Origin of the sequence: Chryseobacterium wanjuense, assembly GCF_900111495.1 — a bacterium.
Taxonomy (GTDB): Bacteria; Bacteroidota; Bacteroidia; order Flavobacteriales; family Weeksellaceae; genus Chryseobacterium; species Chryseobacterium wanjuense.
This window is the reverse complement of record NZ_FOIU01000001.1, coordinates 1,008,670-1,027,428: the sequence shown is the minus strand read 5'-3', so window position 1 is coordinate 1,027,428 and position 18,759 is coordinate 1,008,670. Positions and strand designations below refer to the sequence as shown.

Here is an 18,759-nt window from a genome sequence, read left to right as displayed (position 1 = left end):
ATGTTTCATTATAAAAACAAAAAAAATCCCTCTCAAAACTGAGAGGGATTTTATATCTAAAAAACTTTTAATTACATATAAGCTTCGATCGGCTCACAAGTACAAACCAAGTTTCTGTCTCCGTAAGCTTCATCAACTCTTGAAACAGAAGCAAAGAATTTGTGGTCTCTCACCCATTCTAGTGGATACGCCGCTTTTTCTCGGCTGTATGGTTTATCCCAAGAATCAGAGATAACCAGTTGTTCCGTGTGAGGAGCGTTTTTCAATACGTTGTTTGCAGGATCTGCTTCACCGTTTGCAATCTCATCAATCTCTTGTTTGATGGCAATTAAAGCTTCTGCAAAACGATCGATTTCCGCTTTGCTTTCAGATTCTGTAGGCTCGATCATTAATGTTCCTGCAACCGGGAAAGAAACTGTAGGAGCGTGGAAACCATAATCCATCAATCTCTTCGCAACATCAGCAACTTCAATTCCTAAAGACTTGAACTGTCTGAAATCTACGATACACTCGTGCGCTACTCTACCCTGCGTATTTGAATATAAAATCGGGAAATGCTCAGCTAAAATTTCTTTTAAATAATTAGCATTTAAGATCGCATGCTCCGTTGCTTTTTTCAATCCTGAAGTTCCTAGCATTTTGATGTAAGCGTAAGAAATATTCAAGATCAATCCGGAACCGTAAGGTGCCGCAGAAATACCGTCGATAGCTTCTTTAGCCCCGATTCTGATGTTTGCGTTTGAAGGAAGGAAAGGAACTAAGTGTTTAGCCACACAGATCGGACCAACTCCAGGACCTCCACCTCCGTGAGGAATTGCGAAAGTTTTGTGAAGATTCAGGTGACAAACGTCTGCTCCGATGTTTCCAGGACTTGTGTAACCTACCTGAGCGTTCATGTTGGCACCATCCATATATACTTGTCCGCCATGCTGGTGGATCAATGCTGTAATTTCTTTAATGTTGGCGTCAAAGAACCCGTAAGTTGATGGATACGTGATCATTACACAAGAAAGGTTTTCAGAATGCTGTTCTGCTTTTGCTTTTAAATCTTCGAAATCAATTTCTCCGCTTTCAAGGTTTTTAACAACAACGATTTTCATTCCTGCCATTGCTGCAGAAGCCGGGTTTGTTCCGTGTGCAGACTGAGGAATCAATACTACATTTCTGTGACCTTCGCCTCTTGAGATGTGATATTCTCTGATTACCATTAATCCTGCATATTCTCCCTGAGCTCCAGAGTTTGGCTGAAGAGAAGTTCCTGCAAAACCTGTAATTTCTGCCAAGTCTTTCTCCAATTCACGGATCATCTCCTGATATCCTCCAGCTTGGTCAACCGGTACAAATGGGTGAACTGCGCCCCAATTTTCCCAAGATAACGGTAACATCTGAGTAGCTGCGTTCAGTTTCATCGTACAAGAACCTAGAGAAATCATTGAATGTGTTAATGATAAATCTTTTCTTTCCAGACGCTTGATGTAACGCATTAATTCTGTTTCCGTGTGGTATTTGTTGAATACTTCTTCCGTAAGAATTTCGTCTTTTCTTAAATTCTCCTCAGGAATGCTGTATCCTTCTTTAATTTCTAATTTGAAAGTCTGCTTGTCTTTAAACTGAGCAAAAGAAGCCATCAGAACATTTAATTTCTCCAATGTCGTACTTTCGTTGATCGCAACACTTACGATTCCTTCTGTGAAATAGTTCAGATTAAGTCTGTGATCAAGCATCATTCTCATTAATCTTCCCTTTTCATCCTCATTCATTACGATTTTTACCGTGTCGAAGATTGGCTCTTCAACGATTTCATATCCTAATGCTTTCAAACCACCTTTCAAAGCATTTGCTTTAAAATGAATCTGATCTGCGATATAGTTTAATCCTTTAGGACCGTGATACACAGCGTACATTCCCGCCATTACTGCCAAAAGAACCTGAGCTGTACAGATATTGGAAGTTGCCTTTTCTCTCTTAATGTGCTGCTCTCTCGTTTGTAAAGCCATTCTCAGTGCACGTCTTCCGTACATATCCTGAGAAACCCCGATGATTCTTCCCGGAATATCTCTCTTATAATCTTCCTTACAAGAGAAAAATGCCGCGTGAGGGCCACCATATCCCAATGGAATACCAAATCTCTGCGTTGTTCCAACAGCGCAGTCTGCCCCCATTGAAGCAGGAGATTTTAACTTAACCAAAGCCATCGGATCACAGGCAACAGCAACCTGAAGGTCTAATTTTTTATATTCTACGATATCTTCCGTATAATCTAAAACGATTCCGTTTTTACCCGGATACTGCAATAGAACGCCATAGTAAGAAGCATCCAACTGGTGCGTTTTGTGGTCACCTTCTACGATTTCGATTTCCAACCCTTCTGCTTTAGTTTTTAAAACAGCAATGGTTTGAGGTAGAACAAGGTCTGAAACGAAGAATTTGTTTGCCCCTGCTTTTTTCTGATCTTTCGTTCTGTTGTTGAAGAACATGTGCATTGCTTCTGCAGCTGCCGTAGATTCGTCTAACAATGAAGCGTTTGCCAAAGCAAAACCTGTAAGATCACACACAACAGTCTGGAAATTCAAAAGAGCTTCCAATCTTCCCTGAGCGATCTCCGCCTGATAAGGAGTATAAGCTGTATACCAACTCGGGTTTTCAAAAATATTTCTCTGAATAGCCGACGGCAACAATGTATTGTGATATCCAAAACCGATATAGCTTGTATAATCAGTATTTTTCGATGCCAATTCTTTCGAATGAATAAGCATTTCGTATTCTGAAAGCGGTTCTGAGATTTCAAGATCTTTTTCTAAACGGATAGAAGAAGGGATGGTTTGAGAGATTAGCTCTTCGATACTTGAAACGCCAACTTTTTCCAACATCGCCTGTTTATCGGCTTCATTCAAGGAAATGTGACGGCTCACAAACTGTTCTGTATTCATTTTTTATATTAGATTTTGTTTGTAAAAAAAGATTGGTAAAATTACAATAATTTACAAGATTATACAACATCTGAAAATTGCAGAAAAAGCAAAGAAAGACTCATATCAGTTTTAAAATTAATGACTTTTGAATATTTTTTTGTTTAAATTTCAATTTAGTATTTCTTAACATAATGATAGATTTACTTATAAATGCTTAATGAACCACAGTTTTTTTTTAATAATTAACTAATACTGATTGTCTAAAAAAAACTCTTATTTATTTTTTTATTAAACCCGAATTTGGATAAGAAAACTCCCGTCAGTTCGAGTGTTTTTTGGTAATGGAATAAAGAAAAATGTACCGGGAACTTTAACTTAACTTCTAGATACGATTTTCTTCAAAATCTACTCGAAGTGACACTCCTTAATAAATAAAATTCTTATTAAACTCGAATTAATTAAAACTTATCTTCAAAATTATTTTATTGCATTAATTATATTCACCTATCATATTATAAGGCATAAAAATTTAAAGGCAACCTGTTAATAATCAGTTTTGAAACAATTTTTGAAAATTTATTATCTGTATTTATTCTAAATTAATATATTTGCAGCATGAATATGATTGTCCCTTTCAAAGTTCCACCTTTGGCACCTGTTTTTTCTGTGAATACTGAAGAAATGTATTGCGGTGATAAGAAATCCTGCTGCAAGAAATTCAAAAAAGGAAAAAGATGTAAAAAGTGTCCGGGAAGGAAGAAAATGGCTTAATTAGCTCAGACTTTTTATTAAAAAATAAATCGCCAAAATCAGGAATATAACTCCTACGACGATCCTCGCAACTTTTGGCTGACCATGCGGATTTGCAGCTGTTCTCGGTTGTGACTTGAATAATTCTTCCGCTTTATCTTTGAATTTTTCTGTATTGTTTTCAAAAACTTCTGTAATAGTAATTCCCTGAACCACCGTTTTATGCAAAAGCGAGTTGGTCGCATGAAGTAAAATCTGGAATTTCCCGTCCTTAAATTCGGTTATTTTAAATGTTCTTTCTCCGTACGGTTTTTCCAGTCCGAAAGGGAGAACTTTTACCACATCAGCATTCTGAGTCTGCCAATTGATGATAATCTCCTCTCCTTTTTTAGCATGAATTTTATTCGCCGTAAATGTCTTGATCGAAGGCGGAACATTGTATCTGAAACTTTTTTGGTGATTTTCTAAATTCTGGTCGTAAGAATGTCTCCTGCTTTTATCGCTCAATGTTTCATAAGCCTCCTGAATTTCACGAAAACGATCTGCAAAGAAGTCGTCGTTTTCATTTTTATCAGGATGATATTTCAAGGATAATTTTCTATAAGCTTTTTTGATGTCCTCTTCCGAAGCATCATGAGAAATCCCGAGAAAATAGTAGTAATCTTTCATTTAAGTTCTACAAAAATAAGGAATTTGTTATTGCGAGCAAAGCGAAGCAATCTCTTTTTAATGCAAAGTTCGCAAGGTTTTCTTTTAAATGATTGGGGATATTTTTCGATCGCAAAGGCGTTTCACTCAGCGAAGGTTTATACTCAGTTTGTCTTCCTGAAAGGATCTATACAAAGTTTTCAGAATTGCGTTGTTGAGATCCTTTCAGGAAGACAAACTAAGTGGTAAAAAGTTGAAACGAACGACTAATATCCTAGCCCCGATAGGAACGGTTACCCCGGAACAAGCTGGAGAGTTGGAGGGTTTGGTGTTGGAGGGCGTGGCGTGAGGAGTATGAGTGGATAGCGGGAAATAGCTACAAAAAATGAGTAATCGGTAATCGGTAATGGGTAATACTAAATGATATAAATTCTTCCTTCGTCAGAATGACAATTATGAGGTTGTTGCGTCGCTTCGCTCGTAATAACATAAAAAATTCCGGCTCGGGAAGCGAAGCTTCCCGAGCCGGAATTAACAATTTCATTGAGTTACTTTTTATATTACGCTTCTACAATATCTTCTTTTTTCTCGAATCTGCTGTGGCATTTTGAAGCGAATTCTTTCTTGAATTTGCCTTTCAGTTCCTGATATTGTTCTTCGTTCATTTCTCTGATTTTGTCGGCCAATCCGAAAGGTGATCTTTCTTTGATCCCGTATTCTTCGAAAATACCTTTTACAAATCTTTTTCTTTGTACTGCTTTTTTAGCAATGAATGCTATACCCACAACGGCTAATGCTCCCAGAGCTCCTTTTAATGCTGAATTTTTCATTTTTTCAAAATTTTAAATTTTACTACTTCTTGTTTTTTATAGAGACGAATGAATTTTAATTTTACTTTACTACTTCTTTAAAAATTTCAATTATTCGTTTGTTTTGTTGTGTCGGTTGAAAAAACCTCCGGAACATCTGTCTTTCCAGACTTCTTTGAATTTTTCTCTTTCTTCAGGGGTAAGGTTCATCATTCTTTCGCGCATCATTTTTTTCTCTTTAAAATCTCTCATTCCTTTTCCGAAATGAAAACCGCCGAAAAGTATCTTGCTTAAAACCAATATTCCCATGGCCTGCCAATATGTTATCGATTTTACTCCTAAAATTTCCGGGAGAAGATGGTTCCAGAGCGCCATCACGATCCAGGTAACTCCTAAAAAAATCAACGGTGGACATACTATTAAAAAAATCCATCCTTTTTTATGTTTATGATTCATATCTTTCTTTTTTACTAACTATTTAAATCTTCGTATAATTTTCTCAATCGGTTTCTCAGATGTTTTACAGCGTAGTTTTTCCGACTGATAATTGTTTTAATGTTTTCGCCCTGTTCATCGGCAATTTCCTGGAGTGTCTTGTCATTGAGCTCATTTTCTACGTAGGCTAATCTTTGTTTTTCCGGAAGTTCTTCCAAGGCTTCAAAGAGTTTTTTCCAGATTTCATCCTGAAACATTTTCACTTCCGGACCCGCACTTTCGTCCATCAGTAAAATATCTTTGATGGAAAAATCCCCGTCTTCATCTTCATAGACGAAATCTTCAAGATTTTCGGTTTTCTTTTTGCGGTATTTGTCCGTGATTTTATTGGCCGTCACCCTGTACAGCCACCCGCCAACGTTCACAATCTCAGAAAGATTGGTAAGACTACTGAACTGATACCACACCTCCTGCAGAATATCTTCCGCATCTTCCGTGTTTTTCACTTTCGGACGAATGTACGACATCAGCCTTCCTCCGTACTTTGAAACGGTCTGCGAGATGATATTTTCCTTCTCCTTCTGTGGCATTGTTATTTTTTCGACAATCTCCATATTGCTATGACGATTGAAATTTTCGTTTTACTTTAATAAATTTAAAATATTTTTTCCTTTAAAAAATTAAATATAAAAAAATAGCCGGCCATTTCACTCAAATATCTTTATAAAGCCACTTTTAAACACAAAAAAAGCTTATAAGTTTTAGAAACCTATAAGCTCAAATTAATTAATATAAATTGAAGAAATTAGTTGCGATTAATTTTTTGATCCTTCGTAAATACGGATCTCTTTTGAATTGAAGTCGACCACAGTGATGTATTTTTTCAAAAAGTCATAGCCAATTAAGCCGTCGATACCGTATTTGTATTCTTTATTCAGGTTATTCAGAGAGGCGTTTTCGAAGTTGTAATCCATATTATCATAAGTAAGACCTCCGATTCTTGTTTCTTTGATGCTGCCTCTTTTCACTTTAGATTCACCTCCAAATCCTTTCATGGAAACTTCCTGAATTTTGGTTAAAGAATTAGTAAAACCATCAAAATATTTGATATTTATTACATTAACGGATGCTCCTGTATCTAAACCCATTTTATATGTTTTGCCGTTGATTTCCACATCAAATACAGGCATATGTTCTTTCATCTCAAAAGGGATCGTAGAAAGAAGTTTTCCATTTTCTTTTATCTCTTTTTCAAGGTTTTTATTGGTGCTCACTTTTAAATTATGGTGTTGATAATCAAAAGTTAACTGATAATTTTTAAACATATTAAAACCAATAATCCCTGCAAAATTATCATTTCCACCTAAGTTTGAAAGAGGCATCGCCACGACATCAACATCAGAAACCATAATCCCTTTCCAGTTAAATGTACTGACCCAGGACGTTTCAATTTGTCTGCATTTTCCGCTTCCCATCCCGCTGATACATACGTCAGATTCTTTTAAATCTTCTAATAATTTAGAATTGGAATTTAAAATAAGATCCGATCCAAGTCCGCTATCCAATACGAAAGATGCCGGTTTTCCGTTCAGTTCTGCATTTACATAGATTAATCCGTTTTTTGCAGTAAAATCGGTTGTAAACTCACCGGTAAATTTGCTTTTATTTTTGTCAGCTTTATTTGGTTTAGTATCTCCGGATGGTTGTTTATCGCCTTTTTTGTTCAAGACATTCGCAATTGTAGTCGATGAATTTTTTACTGTTGAAAATTTTGTTGCTTTTCCAGATAAAGGCATTAGGGAAGAGAGTAATACAAATAGTATTACGAAGTTGTGTTTTTTCATCCTTGTTGTTTTGTGTTTTTGAATTATATGCCTGGGTTATTTTTAGAGATTTCCAGACATACAATTTATTTTCTCATTTGTGTTTTTTAGTGAATATTTTTAAATAATCTGAAAAAATTCTTTTTAAAATTCTTCCATCAGATTTCTGGTACAAAGTGAATCAAATTTCATGACAAGGTAAAAAAAATGGCATACCATCGGTATACCATTTATATTTAAATACATGTAAATCAATTAATTATAATTAAAACCACTCCATTTATGTAATTAATAATTAAATATTATCTGAATATCTGATTGTAAATTTTAATTAAATAGTATCCATTTTTCAGGATTTTTTTTACAATAATTAGAAAGTAGTATGAAAATTATTACCATATAATGCCATAAATTTTTACTCTACGAAAATTTATACATTTATTTTACTAAAAAAGAGAAAATCGGAAAGCAAAACTCTCTGTTCGATATTTAATTTTTAGCTCAAATAAATCCCAAAATACCAGGTCCAGGCAATCAAAATAATCTGCATCGGAATTCTTTCTCTATAAAGATAATTCATTCCCGGTCCGGTATAATCTGCCTTGAAAATGTTGATATTTTTCTTTGAAGAATTGATATTGGCTACAAAAACCAAAACATAGAAAATAATTAATAAAAAAGCCGTCAGCTCACGGATCGAAGGAATCATCAGACCGATTCCTGCAGCAATTTCAATGAATCCCGTACAATAGACCCAAAATATTTTGGCAGGAATAAAATCCGGAATCATCATCTCCATTCCTTTCTGGAATTTGAAATGGGAAAGCCCTGTGAATATAATAAAAACCGCCATCCCAAGATTCCCTGAAAACAAAAAATTCCAGTCGCCCTGAAAAATTTTGGTTCCTAATAATGCCAGAATGAAGGTGATGAAGAGAATGGTTAATAATTTCATTTTTCCTTTTTTGTTTTAAAGATTTACACGGATGTTTGCGTAAGTTTTTTTTTAAAATGTAACCCTTGTCAAGGTTTAAAACCTTGACAAGGGTTAGGTAGCTAAAATGTTCGATTCATGAAAGAAAAACTATTTCTCGGCAAGATTTTTCACAACTTCCAAGCCTTGAATAAAGCCGTTATTCAGGTGATCTTTCCAGTCTTTTTCTACCTGAACTTCTGCATGAAGCTTTGTTTGTCCGTCAAAATCGATTAAAATATATTTCTCAAAAGAACCGCTCCACTCCATGACTTCTTTGCTTTGGGTGTCTTCATTTCCTTCTTTGTCTACCATTCCCAAATGTTTAAAAATAATTTGATTTGGTTCTTCCAAACTATCAATTGTCGAAACCATTCCTTCTCCTTCCGAATTCATAAAATAGGTTTTCCCTCCCACTTTCCAATCGGATTTCATTTTCGATCCAGGACCGAAAAATTTTGTCCATTCGCTATACGTATCGTCTCCCCAAAGTACATCCCAGACTTTTTGTTTCGGAGCATTGATAATTTTTTCGTAAGATAATGTTTCCATATTTTTTGTTTTTAATGTTGATTTTTTTTTAACACAAATGGCACAAATATTTTCACTAATAACACAAATTATAGCTTAATATTTATACAGTTTATGAATATTAATTTTTAAACTTTAAAATTGATTTTCAGATAAATTTTTGATAATTCCCAGAGCTTTCGGAAATTTCTCTTCAAAAAATTCTTTAAATTCTTCCGGTGTCTGTATTTTGATGATCAATTGTGTTCCTTCTTCGTTTTCGTCCAAGATATAGGCTTCTGTTGCTTCTCCCCATTGCTGTGGCACTTCAATGCCATCATAAATTTCTCCAAGATGTAAAAATTTCATTTCTGTATTCGCAATATTTTTTACTACCCTGCTGTACATTCCATTGTTATTCGGGTCAAAAAATTTCACAAGACTTCCTTCTTCCAAAGTTCCCTGGTAAAAAGAGCCTTCCGTGAAAGCTGTAGTCCATTGTCTGTAAGATATTTCGTCCCAAAGTACACTCCACACCTTTTCGGGCGGCGCACTTATCTGAATTTCGAATGATAATTTTTTCATTTAAATTAAGGTTAAGATTAAGGCTAAATTTAAGGTTAATGCTGAGATTGATTAAGCGTTATTTTTTACCCACCTACAAAATCTCCTCCGTTGATGTGAATCACTTCTCCCGTGATGTAATTGGCATCTTCGGAAGCCAGGAAAACATAGGCCGGAGCCACTTCAGAAGGCTGTCCCGCCCGTTTCAGCGGAGTATCTTTCCCAAATGTTGAAATATCCTTAAAAGTTTCTTTCACAAGCGGCGTCCAGATGGGTCCGGGAGCAATCCCGTTCACTAAAATTTTCTTCTCCGCAAGGTTAGTAGAAAGTGAACGGATGAAGGATAAAATAGCGCCTTTCGTTGCGGCATAATCAATCAGGTGATCACTTCCCCGATACGCTGTAACTGAAGTTGTACAAATGATTCTGCCTCCTTCATTCATCATCGGCAAAAAGTTTCTTGTAAAAGAAATCATCGAAATGATATTGGTATCGAAAGTCTTCTGAATCTGTTCATCCGTGATCTTTTCAAGGCTATCTTTTGAAGTGTGAATTCCGGCATTATTAATCAAAATATCCAGATTTCCCCATTCTTTTTTTACCTTTTCAGAACATTTTGTCCTGAAAGCTTTTTTCGTAAGATCTCCTTTAATGACAATACATTTTCTTCCTTCTTTTTCTACCAGTTTTTTTGTTTCGCCGGCATCGTCGTCACTTTCCTTATAAATAATGGCAACATCTGCTCCTTCTCTTGCAAAATGCACCGCAACGGCCTGTCCGATTCCACTGTCTCCACCGGAAATGACAGCTTTTTTGTTGAGTAATTTTTGACTTCCCTGATAATTTTCCCTGATAATTTCCGGGAACAGCCCTTCTTTAGGGACTTTTGATTTAGATTTCGACTTGTTCTGTGTTTTCATAAGCAAATCTTTTTTCTCTAAATAGCATCAAACAGCAAGCCGAAAAGACACGTTGAAGATTTTTAATCCCTTAAAAAATTTTAATTAAATATTTTAACTTCAAACCTCCTACCTTCATCTTCCAACCTTATTTAAGAATTGTAAGCATCTTCCAGATCTTTGATTATAATTTTCTGCATTTTCATCATCGCCTGAACCACATTCTGAGCTTTTTCCTGATCCGGATCACTCATTAACTGAATTAATTTTTTCGGAACAATCTGCCAGCTAAAACCGTATTTATCTTTCAACCATCCGCACATGCTTTCCCTTCCACCGTCTGAAGTCAGCGTATTCCAGTAACGGTCGGTCTGCTCCTGATCATCGGTCATTACAACCATTGAAATTCCTTCATTAAAGTTAAACTGATGATCATAAGAATTATCCATACAGAAAAAGCTGTAGCCATCGATTTCGAAATGCGCATGCTGAATATTTTCATCAGGTTCCTGAATGGGATGCCCTTCACTTCCTTCTCCGTATTTCAGAATGTTTCCAATTTTGGAATTCGGGAAAGTTTTGGTGTACAACTCCATCGCTTCCATGGCTTTTCCGTTGTTTTCATTAATAAACATTAATGTCGGAATAATTTTTTGCTCAGTTCTTTTTTCACCTAAAAAGAGTTGCCACGTCACTCCATATTTATCCTGAATCCAGCCGTATTTTTTGCTCCAGGAATAGGAATCCAAAGGCATTAAAGCCATTCCGCCGTCCAGCAGCTGATCCCAGTATTTCTGAACCTCATCTTCCGTTTCACAGATCACCATGAAAGAAACCGAAGGATTTTTTTTGAATTGAGGACCGCCATTTAACAGCATAAGCTTCTGACCAAAAAGATCAACATTCATCACAACAGGCGTGTCTGCAGTGATTTTTCCGTCAAATACTTTACTGTAAAATTCTGCTGCTTCCTTAGCATCTTCGTCGAACCAAAGACACGGGAAAATATCGTTATTCATAATTTAAAATTTTAGTTTCGCTAAACACTGATAATCACAAATCTTATCATGAATTTCACAGATTATCTGTGTCATTGGTGATAAATATTCGTGTAATTTGTGTTTAAATATTAATTTTTAAAAGAAACATGATTCTCTTTCATGTAAATCTTTAGTTTTTCCATTGCATTTTTTCCGAAGCCATGAAGCTGCATGATTTCTTCCTCAGAATAATTCGACAATTTTTCCAAAGAATCTATTTTCTCTTTTTCCAATGCTCTTCTTGCAGGCATTGCAATAACGCCCTGCAAAAAATCTCCCTGTACCACATGACTCACCGCGCAAATGGAACTTAAACATTTTGCCATTATTACTAAATTGATCATGGCTTAAAAAAGGTATTAATTAATGGTTTTCAACATATTTGTGAAAATTATTAAGAATAGCATACCAGCCATCTCTCTGCATTTCCACAGTATTTTGCTTTTCAGGATCGAAAGCTATTCTTACTTTCGTAGTATTTTCATCGATTTTATCGAAGTTCACATCCACATTTCTACCGTCTTCCATATGATATTTTATTTTTTCATTAGGAATCACCTCATCATAAATTCCCTCAAAATCAAATCCGAAGCTTCCGTCTTTGGCTTCCATTCTGTTTTTAAATCTTCCGCCTACTTTTAGATCGTTTTCAGAACGTGGGCACTGCCATGATTCGTGGGCAAAGTTCCATTTTGTGATGTGTTTCGGATCGTTGTAATAATCCCAAACTTTCTGTACGGGAGCTAAAATCGTTATGTCAATGTTAATAGGTTCCATAAATCGTTGTATTTTTTTAGTGTAGTAAAAGGGCAACCAAAATTCAGTTACCCTTTTTTTATAATTTAGTTTAAATATAAGATTATTTTGTGTATTCTTCGTTATAGTTCACCATCCAATGAACTCCGTACTTGTCCTGAAAGCTGCCGAAATAATCTCCCCAAAACTGGTCTTCAATCGGCATTTCTATGTTTCCACCTTCCGAAAGACCTTTGAAAAGTCGGTCTGCTTCTTCTTTGGATTCCGGGAAAATTGAAACATAATTGTTATTTCCAACATTCAGTTTTTGTCCGAAGCTCGGAACAATGTCGGATGCCATCAATAGGTCATTCCCGATCGGAAGTGCGATGTGCATCACTCTGTTTTTTTCCTCTTCCGATAAGTTTTCAGTTCCGGGAGCATTGCCCATTTTATGAATTTCCCCAAGAAATTCTCCTCCGAAAACCGATTTGTAAAAATTAAAAGCTTCTTCTGCTTTTCCGTCGAAATTTAAGTATGGATTTAATTTTGCCATGATATATTATTTTTAAAGTTTGTTTTTTTCTAAACACAAATAGCACTAATTTTTTCACGGATGACACGAAATATTTGTGAGATTTGTGAAAGGATTTATGTTATTAGTGTTTTAATTTAACACAAAGGTTTTTTGATCTGATTGAAAATATTTTTCGTTCGCAAAGGCGTTTCACTCAGCAAAGGATGAACGTTTGCTATGTATAAAGTCGTCTTTCTGAAAAGAAGTGCAGCGGATTTAATAATCTATTTTTTAAATTTTAATTCCTCAAAAACTTCTCCACCTCACTCACTGTTAAATCAATCAGTTTTTCATCCACATTTCCTCCAAAATCGGCCATCATATAAGAACCGTGAGTCGCCGGAAGAATCATCAGTTGGGAACCTTCCACCAATCGCCACATTTCTACAACATGCTCAGGCTTCATCACATCTTTATCACCTGAAATGAACAGTGTGGGAGATTTTATCCCTTTCAAAACATCGTCGCTCCAGTCTTCGAAAGTCTGCATTCTTTTACTGTCTTTGTCGAACATATTTTCAAGTTTCGAAAAGTCTGGATTAAGGTTTAAAAAATTAATTTTAAGAGGTTCCGGCATCGATTCCAACGTTGCTTCCATCATACTTTCGAAAAAGCCGTCCATCATTCCGGCTCGTTTGTAAAATGCTGATGCAACCACCAATTTTTCAACTATTTCGGGAAAAAGATGAGCGAGCTGCATCACCGTACTTCCTCCATTGCTGAAGCCCCAGAATGACGCTTTTCTGACATTGATTTCTTTCAAAAGAGCGGCAACATCACGGGCATCCTGCTCAAAGGTTTCGGGAATATCGCGGTGTTCGGACATTCCATGATTTTGAAGGTCGATTCCGATCAACTGAAATTGATTTTCCAGTCTTGAGATCACTTCCTTATAATCGAACAAAATAGAACTTCCGCCTCCATGAATCAATACCAAAGGCTCTCCGGAACCGTAGATTTCGTAATACATCCTGATTCCATTGACCTGCTTGTATCCTTTTTCAACCGGATTCATCGATTAATATTTTAAATCTTTATCAAAATCATATTTCATTCCTTCGTAACCCAGAATTCTGCGCATCAATCCCATTTGTCCGCACAGGTAATCTTCACGGCCGATACACATTCCTACGAAGTTCAGAACAGTTTCCGGAAAGAAATCGATGTTCATTCCCATCGGAAAAGCTTTATCCAATTCTTCATCAGAAGCTTCCAATAATTTTTGATAAACAAGGGGTGAAATTTTATGGAAAGCCTCTTTCAACTGTTGGATAGTCGGATATGTAAAACTTTCGTCCAGTGCCTTTCCCTGAAAGAAAAAATCTTTGAATTCAAATTCTTCCTGAAGCCCGAGAACAGCTCCAAGACCGTAACGCATATCCAGAAAATTCCCAGCCATCCAAACGATGTGATTGGTTCTTCCTTCAATTCTTTTCAATGCATCTTCTTCTGAAATGCCATCGAGAACCATCAGAAAACTCTGACTGTGACCTCGAAAGGCAGGAATAATGATGTCTAATTTTTTTGATTTTGGTGTATCCATTTGTTGATTTTTTTTAATTGTTTTTTAATTATTTTCAGAAATTTATTTTATCGCTCCCGGTTTCCCAAGAATTCTTCTGAGATAGCCCATTTGTCCGCTGTGGTATATTTCGTGAAGGCAAAGTGTTGAAATATCTTTAATATTTTCAGAATTAAAACTTTCAATGCTGTCGAGCTTTGCTTCTAATCTGTCCTGAGATTGTTTTAAATAAGATTTTAATTCTTCAAAAGAAACAAACTCATCTTTCCTTTCCAAGGGAATTTCGCCTCTGTTGTAGCAGGAAAACCTGTCCCCATCCCAAACAGCTTTTTCACCTAAAATATTTAGCAATGGGTTTCTTATATAAATTAAATGGCCTAAAACCCAGTTCATACAATTGGTTTCACCATTGGGAAAAGTCATGGCTTCTTCGTTGGTGATTCCTTCGATATTCATTGAGATTACCTTATAATTGCTGAATATCTGAACTTTTACTATTTCTATTTCGTTTTTCATATTTTGGATTTTGGGTTTTTGTATTCTCTCGCAGATTGAGCAGATGATTGCGTATATGAAATTTTAAACTTAAAATCTTAATTTGCAAGAGCTTATAAATTATTCTGCAGGAATTTGAGAAGGATCTGCAAAAATGACATTCCAGCCGTGCCCGTTGATGTCCCAGAAAGAATTTTGATACATCCAGCCATGATCCTGCGGTTCTTCATGCTGGTAAGCTCCGTTTGCGACTGCCGTATTCACTACCTGATCTACTTCCTCGCGACTGTCTAATCCGATGGCTACCAAAACCTGGGTTGTATCACCTTTTGGAACCGGTCTTTCCGAAAAAGTCTGGAAAAATTCTTCTGTTAAAAACATGACGGAAATATTGTCATTCAACACAATACAAACGGCTCTTTCGTCTGAAATCTGTTCATTCACTGAGAATCCAATAGCTGTCCAGAACTCTTTTGTTTTTTGAATATCTTTTACCGGAAGGTTGACAAAGATCTGATTAATTTTCATTTGTAATTTTTTTTAATGTTTAGTTTTAATTTTTGAAAGTTTATTCTGTCGGAAGTTTAGACATATCAGCAAACATTACTTCCCACTGATGCCCGTTCAGGTCAGAAAAAGCATTTTGATACATCCAGCCGTGATCCTGCGCTTCACTGTATTTTGATCCTCCGTTTTCAATAGCTGTATTCACCATATTTTCAACCTCTTCACGGCTGTTCACACCAATAGCAAGGAGTGTTTGAGTGGTATCGCCTTTAGCAATAGGACGGTCTGTAAAAGTCATGAAAAATTCTTCATTCAGGAACATGGCATAAATATGATCCTCTTTCATGATAACGCAAATTGCCTTTTCGTCTGAAAACTGCTCGTTGATAGAAAAGCCAAGCTTTGTCCAGAATTCTCTTGTTTTCTGAACGTCTTTTACAGGAAGGTTTACGTAAATTTGGTTGATTGTCATTTTGTAATTTTTTTAATGTTAAACTTTTAACCAAAATTACCAAGTCACAATGAAAATCAACTTGCCATAAGACAAGATTTAAACTTTCTTCGGATGAGAAACCAATTCTTTACGAATCCGGCTTAAGGAAGTGTCTGTAACTCCCAGATAAGAAGCGATCTGCTTCAACGGAGCAAATTGAATGACATGAGGTTTTTGTTCTAAAAGATTAAGATAACGTTTTGTAGCAGAAAGTGTAAACATCTCTACCGAACGCTGTTTGTAAACGAAAAGCTGCTGAGACATCCAAGCTCTGCCCCATTCTCTGAGGTTCGGTATTTTGTGAAATAATTCCTGAAAAGTCTCAAAACTGAATTTCCAGCATTCGCAATCGCTAATGCAGACAATATTTTCCTGTGTCGGAATCCTTTGGAACAAAGATGAAACTTCGATAATCACCTCATTTTCCACGAAAAAATGGGTTGTCACCTCGTTTCCATTAAAATCATTCACAAACGAACGAGCCAGCCCCCTCTCCAAAATATAATATTCGTTGGCCGTTTTTCCTTCTTCCAGGATAAACTCTCCTTTCTGAAACACTACTTTTTCATGAGCCTGAAATATTTCTTCAAGCTCTTCGGATAGGAAAAATGGGAAATCATAACAGATTTCTAAGGCTTTGCTGCTCATCAAGTCAATGTTTTTTTGAAGCTCTAAAATAGAATTTTTATGGGAAATGATAAAGGAAATATTAAACAAAATGATAATTTACAATACTTTAAAACCGTGCAATCCTTTACATACGAGGGTTAAGGACTGTTTATATTGATTATAAATTATTAAACGCAGAGTGCTTTATAAATCTTTTGTGACTTTTGTGGTTAAAAAAAATTAAAACAAAGAAAGCTGAATCGGCTTAGGATTAGAAGGTTTCTGAGCATCTCCAAAGACCGTTTTTCCGCCGAATCTCCATGAGTTTTGTCTTTCTTCTTCGATAACTTCCTGAATGTCGAAATTGGGAGTAAAATCTTTTTCGGTAGCCTCAACAATTTGATGAAGCTTGTTTAAAGTTTTTAATTTATCTGAATTTCCCAGTTTTGATTTTTCAATTCCAGATTTTAAGATTTGAATACTTTCATCGTAAACTTTGGTGGGAACCGGAAACGGATGTCCGTCCTTTCCGCCATGAGCAAAGGAAAATCTTGCCGGATCTTTGAATCTTGAAGGCGCACCGTGAATCACTTCACTTACCAGAGCCAGCGACTGCATCGTTCGCGGACCAACGCCTTCTAACATCAGTAAATCTTCAAAATTCTGAGGCTGCTGTTCTCGGGTTACATACAAAAGTGCTCCGAGACGTCTTAAATCAACATCAGAAGCCTGAACATCATGATGATTGGGAAGAATTAATCGTGCAAAATCGCTCATAATTTCCGCAGAATCGGTATGGGAAATATCTAAAATTCCCTTCCTGTTTTCTGAAGCTTCGGAATCGGTAAGATTTAGAATCTGCCCCCTTGAAATCCCGTTAATTCCTGTGTGAGGCTCTTCCACAAACGATTTTATGTTCCCGGAATGCCAGTGATAACGTCTTGCCGTTCCGTCTGATTCGTGCATTCCCTGCTGTACGACGCTCCAATTTCCGTTGTCTGACAAAATAAAATTGTGCAAATACAACTGATAGCCATCCTGAATCGCTGTATTATCAACCTTTGCAGAAAGTTTGCTGGCTCTTACGAGCTCATTTCCATTCAAACCGGTTTTGTCAGCAATCTGAATGAGTTCTGAAGGTGTATCTCTGGAAAATTTGCCCTTTCCTCCGCAAATATACAAGCCGAGAGACTGAGAATTGGGGTTGACAGAACGTTTTAAAGCACCCATGACAGAAGTGGTAATTCCCGAAGAATGCCAATCCATCCCCATCACCGCGCCAAAACTCTGGAACCAAAACGGATCTGCCAATCGGCGGAGAACTTCATCTTTCCCATAATCCATTAAAATTACTTCCACAATGGAAAGCCCGAGAATAGACATACGCTCATACAGCCAAGGCGGTACTTTGCCATAGTGAAGCGGTAAATCTGCTGTTCCGGAACGTTTCATGAGGTAAAGGTAGGTTTATTTATGATTATAATTTGATGATTGAGGTCAGTATTTTTTCAGGATGAATGATGAGAATTTTGAATAAATTTTGCATTTTTTTTTTACGTTTTGGCTAAAGCCAATTTGATTGATTTTTTATTTAAGCGGGCTAAAGCCCGCTCCTATTGATGAAATAATCGAGAATATTTTCATTTAATAAATATGGTTAATAGATTTCTTCTTTGCCGAAATGACAGGATTGTGTCTATTCGTGAAAAAATTCGTGTCATTTGTGTTTAGTTTACCTCTGAAAAAGCCCTGCGAAAATTCACAAGGCTCTTTACAAAAATTGTATTTCTTTTATTATTTTAATGCTGCCAAAGCTGCCTCATAATTAGGTTCATCTGCAATTTCTGAAACCTGTTCTGTGTAAATCACTTTGTTGTCGGCATCCGTAACAATCACGGCACGGCTCAACAGACCTTTCATCGGAGAATCTGCAATCGTCACTTCATAATCATCACCAAAACTTCCTCTAAAATCTGATAAAGTTTCCACATTACTTAGTCCTTCTGCTGCACAGAATCTACCCAATGCAAAAGGTAAATCTCTAGAAACGTTAATCACTACCGTATTATCAAGAGATGAAGCTTCTTCGTTGAATTTTCTTGCTGAAGACGCACACGTCGGTGTATCAATACTTGGGAAAATATTGAAAACTTTTTTCTTCCCGTCAAAATTGTCAAGAGTCTTCACATGCAATCCTGAGTCTACCAATGCAAAATCTCTGATTGTAGTTCCCACAGACGGTAACACTCCTATTGTATGTACTTCGTTTCCTTTTAATGTAATTGTCGTAGACATAATTTATTTTTTTTAGTTTTTCAAATTTAATCAAATTGATGTGCTTTTCCGAGTAAATAATGGTTAAATAATTCTTAAAATGGAAAATCTTATTTGGGATTGATCTAAAAAAATTAATTTTTAACTAAATTTGTGAGTCTTAAAAAATCAAATAATAAATAAC

The 18,759-nt window shown here is 36.1% G+C and carries 23 protein-coding genes; 1 reads left to right on the top strand and 22 read right to left on the bottom strand.

The genetic code is table 11. The features are described 5' to 3' along the window. Positions 1 to 71: 71 nt before the first annotated feature. On the bottom strand, positions 72 to 2,930 hold the full coding sequence (gene gcvP / locus BMX24_RS04675) for an aminomethyl-transferring glycine dehydrogenase (protein WP_089790894.1): 2,859 nt from the start codon (positions 2,928 to 2,930) through the stop codon (positions 72 to 74). A 597-nt stretch (positions 2,931 to 3,527) separates the two neighbouring features. Here gcvP and BMX24_RS21135 point away from each other — a divergent pair. Next, entirely contained in the window at positions 3,528 to 3,683 is a 156-nt protein-coding gene (locus BMX24_RS21135) for a hypothetical protein (RefSeq protein ID WP_170835657.1), read from the top strand. Here the strand turns inward: BMX24_RS21135 and BMX24_RS04670 are convergent, their stop codons facing one another. The 21 genes from BMX24_RS04670 to tpx all read right to left on the bottom strand — a co-directional run bounded on the left by BMX24_RS04670 (position 3,684) and on the right by tpx (position 18,596). Next, positions 3,684 to 4,331, bottom strand: coding sequence for a J domain-containing protein (locus BMX24_RS04670; protein ID WP_089790893.1), 648 nt, complete (start codon positions 4,329 to 4,331; stop codon positions 3,684 to 3,686). Positions 4,332 to 4,870: 539 nt separating this feature from the next. After that, complete coding sequence (locus BMX24_RS04665; RefSeq protein ID WP_089790892.1) at positions 4,871 to 5,140, bottom strand: hypothetical protein; 270 nt, start codon at positions 5,138 to 5,140, stop codon at positions 4,871 to 4,873. 90 nt (positions 5,141 to 5,230) lie between these two features. Then, positions 5,231 to 5,575: a hypothetical protein gene (locus tag BMX24_RS04660; RefSeq protein ID WP_089790891.1), complete on the bottom strand. Its 345-nt coding sequence runs from the start codon at positions 5,573 to 5,575 to the stop codon at positions 5,231 to 5,233. 14 nt (positions 5,576 to 5,589) lie between these two features. Then, positions 5,590 to 6,144 (bottom strand): RNA polymerase sigma factor, encoded by a 555-nt coding sequence (locus BMX24_RS04655; RefSeq protein ID WP_228404687.1) that lies wholly within the window; start codon positions 6,142 to 6,144, stop codon positions 5,590 to 5,592. A 225-nt stretch (positions 6,145 to 6,369) separates the two neighbouring features. Next, positions 6,370 to 7,398, bottom strand: coding sequence for an aspartyl protease family protein (locus BMX24_RS04650; protein WP_089790889.1), 1,029 nt, complete (start codon positions 7,396 to 7,398; stop codon positions 6,370 to 6,372). 475 nt (positions 7,399 to 7,873) lie between these two features. After that, a complete protein-coding gene (locus BMX24_RS04645; RefSeq protein ID WP_089790888.1) occupies positions 7,874 to 8,332 on the bottom strand; it encodes a DoxX family protein in 459 nt (152 codons plus the stop codon). 129 nt (positions 8,333 to 8,461) lie between these two features. Further along, positions 8,462 to 8,902, bottom strand: coding sequence for an SRPBCC family protein (locus tag BMX24_RS04640; RefSeq protein ID WP_089790887.1), 441 nt, complete (start codon positions 8,900 to 8,902; stop codon positions 8,462 to 8,464). Between the two features lie 114 nt (positions 8,903 to 9,016). Next, positions 9,017 to 9,445 (bottom strand): SRPBCC family protein, encoded by a 429-nt coding sequence (locus tag BMX24_RS04635; protein ID WP_089790886.1) that lies wholly within the window; start codon positions 9,443 to 9,445, stop codon positions 9,017 to 9,019. 65 nt (positions 9,446 to 9,510) lie between these two features. Further along, entirely contained in the window at positions 9,511 to 10,344 is an 834-nt protein-coding gene (locus BMX24_RS04630; RefSeq protein WP_089790885.1) for an SDR family oxidoreductase, read from the bottom strand. A 131-nt stretch (positions 10,345 to 10,475) separates the two neighbouring features. Then, entirely contained in the window at positions 10,476 to 11,342 is an 867-nt protein-coding gene (locus BMX24_RS04625; RefSeq protein ID WP_089790884.1) for a VOC family protein, read from the bottom strand. A gap of 110 nt (positions 11,343 to 11,452) precedes the next feature. Continuing rightward, a complete protein-coding gene (locus BMX24_RS04620; RefSeq protein ID WP_228404685.1) occupies positions 11,453 to 11,689 on the bottom strand; it encodes a helix-hairpin-helix domain-containing protein in 237 nt (78 codons plus the stop codon). A gap of 37 nt (positions 11,690 to 11,726) precedes the next feature. Then, positions 11,727 to 12,140 (bottom strand): SRPBCC family protein, encoded by a 414-nt coding sequence (locus BMX24_RS04615; RefSeq protein ID WP_089790882.1) that lies wholly within the window; start codon positions 12,138 to 12,140, stop codon positions 11,727 to 11,729. Positions 12,141 to 12,222: 82 nt separating this feature from the next. Next, entirely contained in the window at positions 12,223 to 12,654 is a 432-nt protein-coding gene (locus BMX24_RS04610) for a VOC family protein (RefSeq protein ID WP_089790881.1), read from the bottom strand. A 259-nt stretch (positions 12,655 to 12,913) separates the two neighbouring features. Further along, positions 12,914 to 13,690: an alpha/beta fold hydrolase gene (locus BMX24_RS04605; RefSeq protein WP_089790880.1), complete on the bottom strand. Its 777-nt coding sequence runs from the start codon at positions 13,688 to 13,690 to the stop codon at positions 12,914 to 12,916. A gap of 3 nt (positions 13,691 to 13,693) precedes the next feature. Then, complete coding sequence (locus tag BMX24_RS04600; RefSeq protein ID WP_089790879.1) at positions 13,694 to 14,218, bottom strand: hypothetical protein; 525 nt, start codon at positions 14,216 to 14,218, stop codon at positions 13,694 to 13,696. Positions 14,219 to 14,260: 42 nt separating this feature from the next. Then, positions 14,261 to 14,713: a DinB family protein gene (locus BMX24_RS04595; protein WP_228404683.1), complete on the bottom strand. Its 453-nt coding sequence runs from the start codon at positions 14,711 to 14,713 to the stop codon at positions 14,261 to 14,263. Positions 14,714 to 14,812: 99 nt separating this feature from the next. Further along, entirely contained in the window at positions 14,813 to 15,220 is a 408-nt protein-coding gene (locus BMX24_RS04590; RefSeq protein ID WP_089790877.1) for a VOC family protein, read from the bottom strand. A 40-nt stretch (positions 15,221 to 15,260) separates the two neighbouring features. Then, the gene (locus tag BMX24_RS04585) at positions 15,261 to 15,671 is read right to left on the bottom strand and encodes a VOC family protein (protein ID WP_089790876.1); all 411 of its coding nucleotides are present in this window, start codon (positions 15,669 to 15,671) and stop codon (positions 15,261 to 15,263) included. 78 nt (positions 15,672 to 15,749) lie between these two features. After that, the gene (locus BMX24_RS04580) at positions 15,750 to 16,340 is read right to left on the bottom strand and encodes a Crp/Fnr family transcriptional regulator (protein ID WP_089792750.1); all 591 of its coding nucleotides are present in this window, start codon (positions 16,338 to 16,340) and stop codon (positions 15,750 to 15,752) included. 201 nt (positions 16,341 to 16,541) lie between these two features. Further along, positions 16,542 to 17,753: a DUF763 domain-containing protein gene (locus BMX24_RS04575; RefSeq protein WP_089790875.1), complete on the bottom strand. Its 1,212-nt coding sequence runs from the start codon at positions 17,751 to 17,753 to the stop codon at positions 16,542 to 16,544. A 342-nt stretch (positions 17,754 to 18,095) separates the two neighbouring features. After that, the gene (tpx, locus tag BMX24_RS04570) at positions 18,096 to 18,596 is read right to left on the bottom strand and encodes a thiol peroxidase (protein WP_089790874.1); all 501 of its coding nucleotides are present in this window, start codon (positions 18,594 to 18,596) and stop codon (positions 18,096 to 18,098) included. Positions 18,597 to 18,759: the final 163 nt, after the last annotated feature.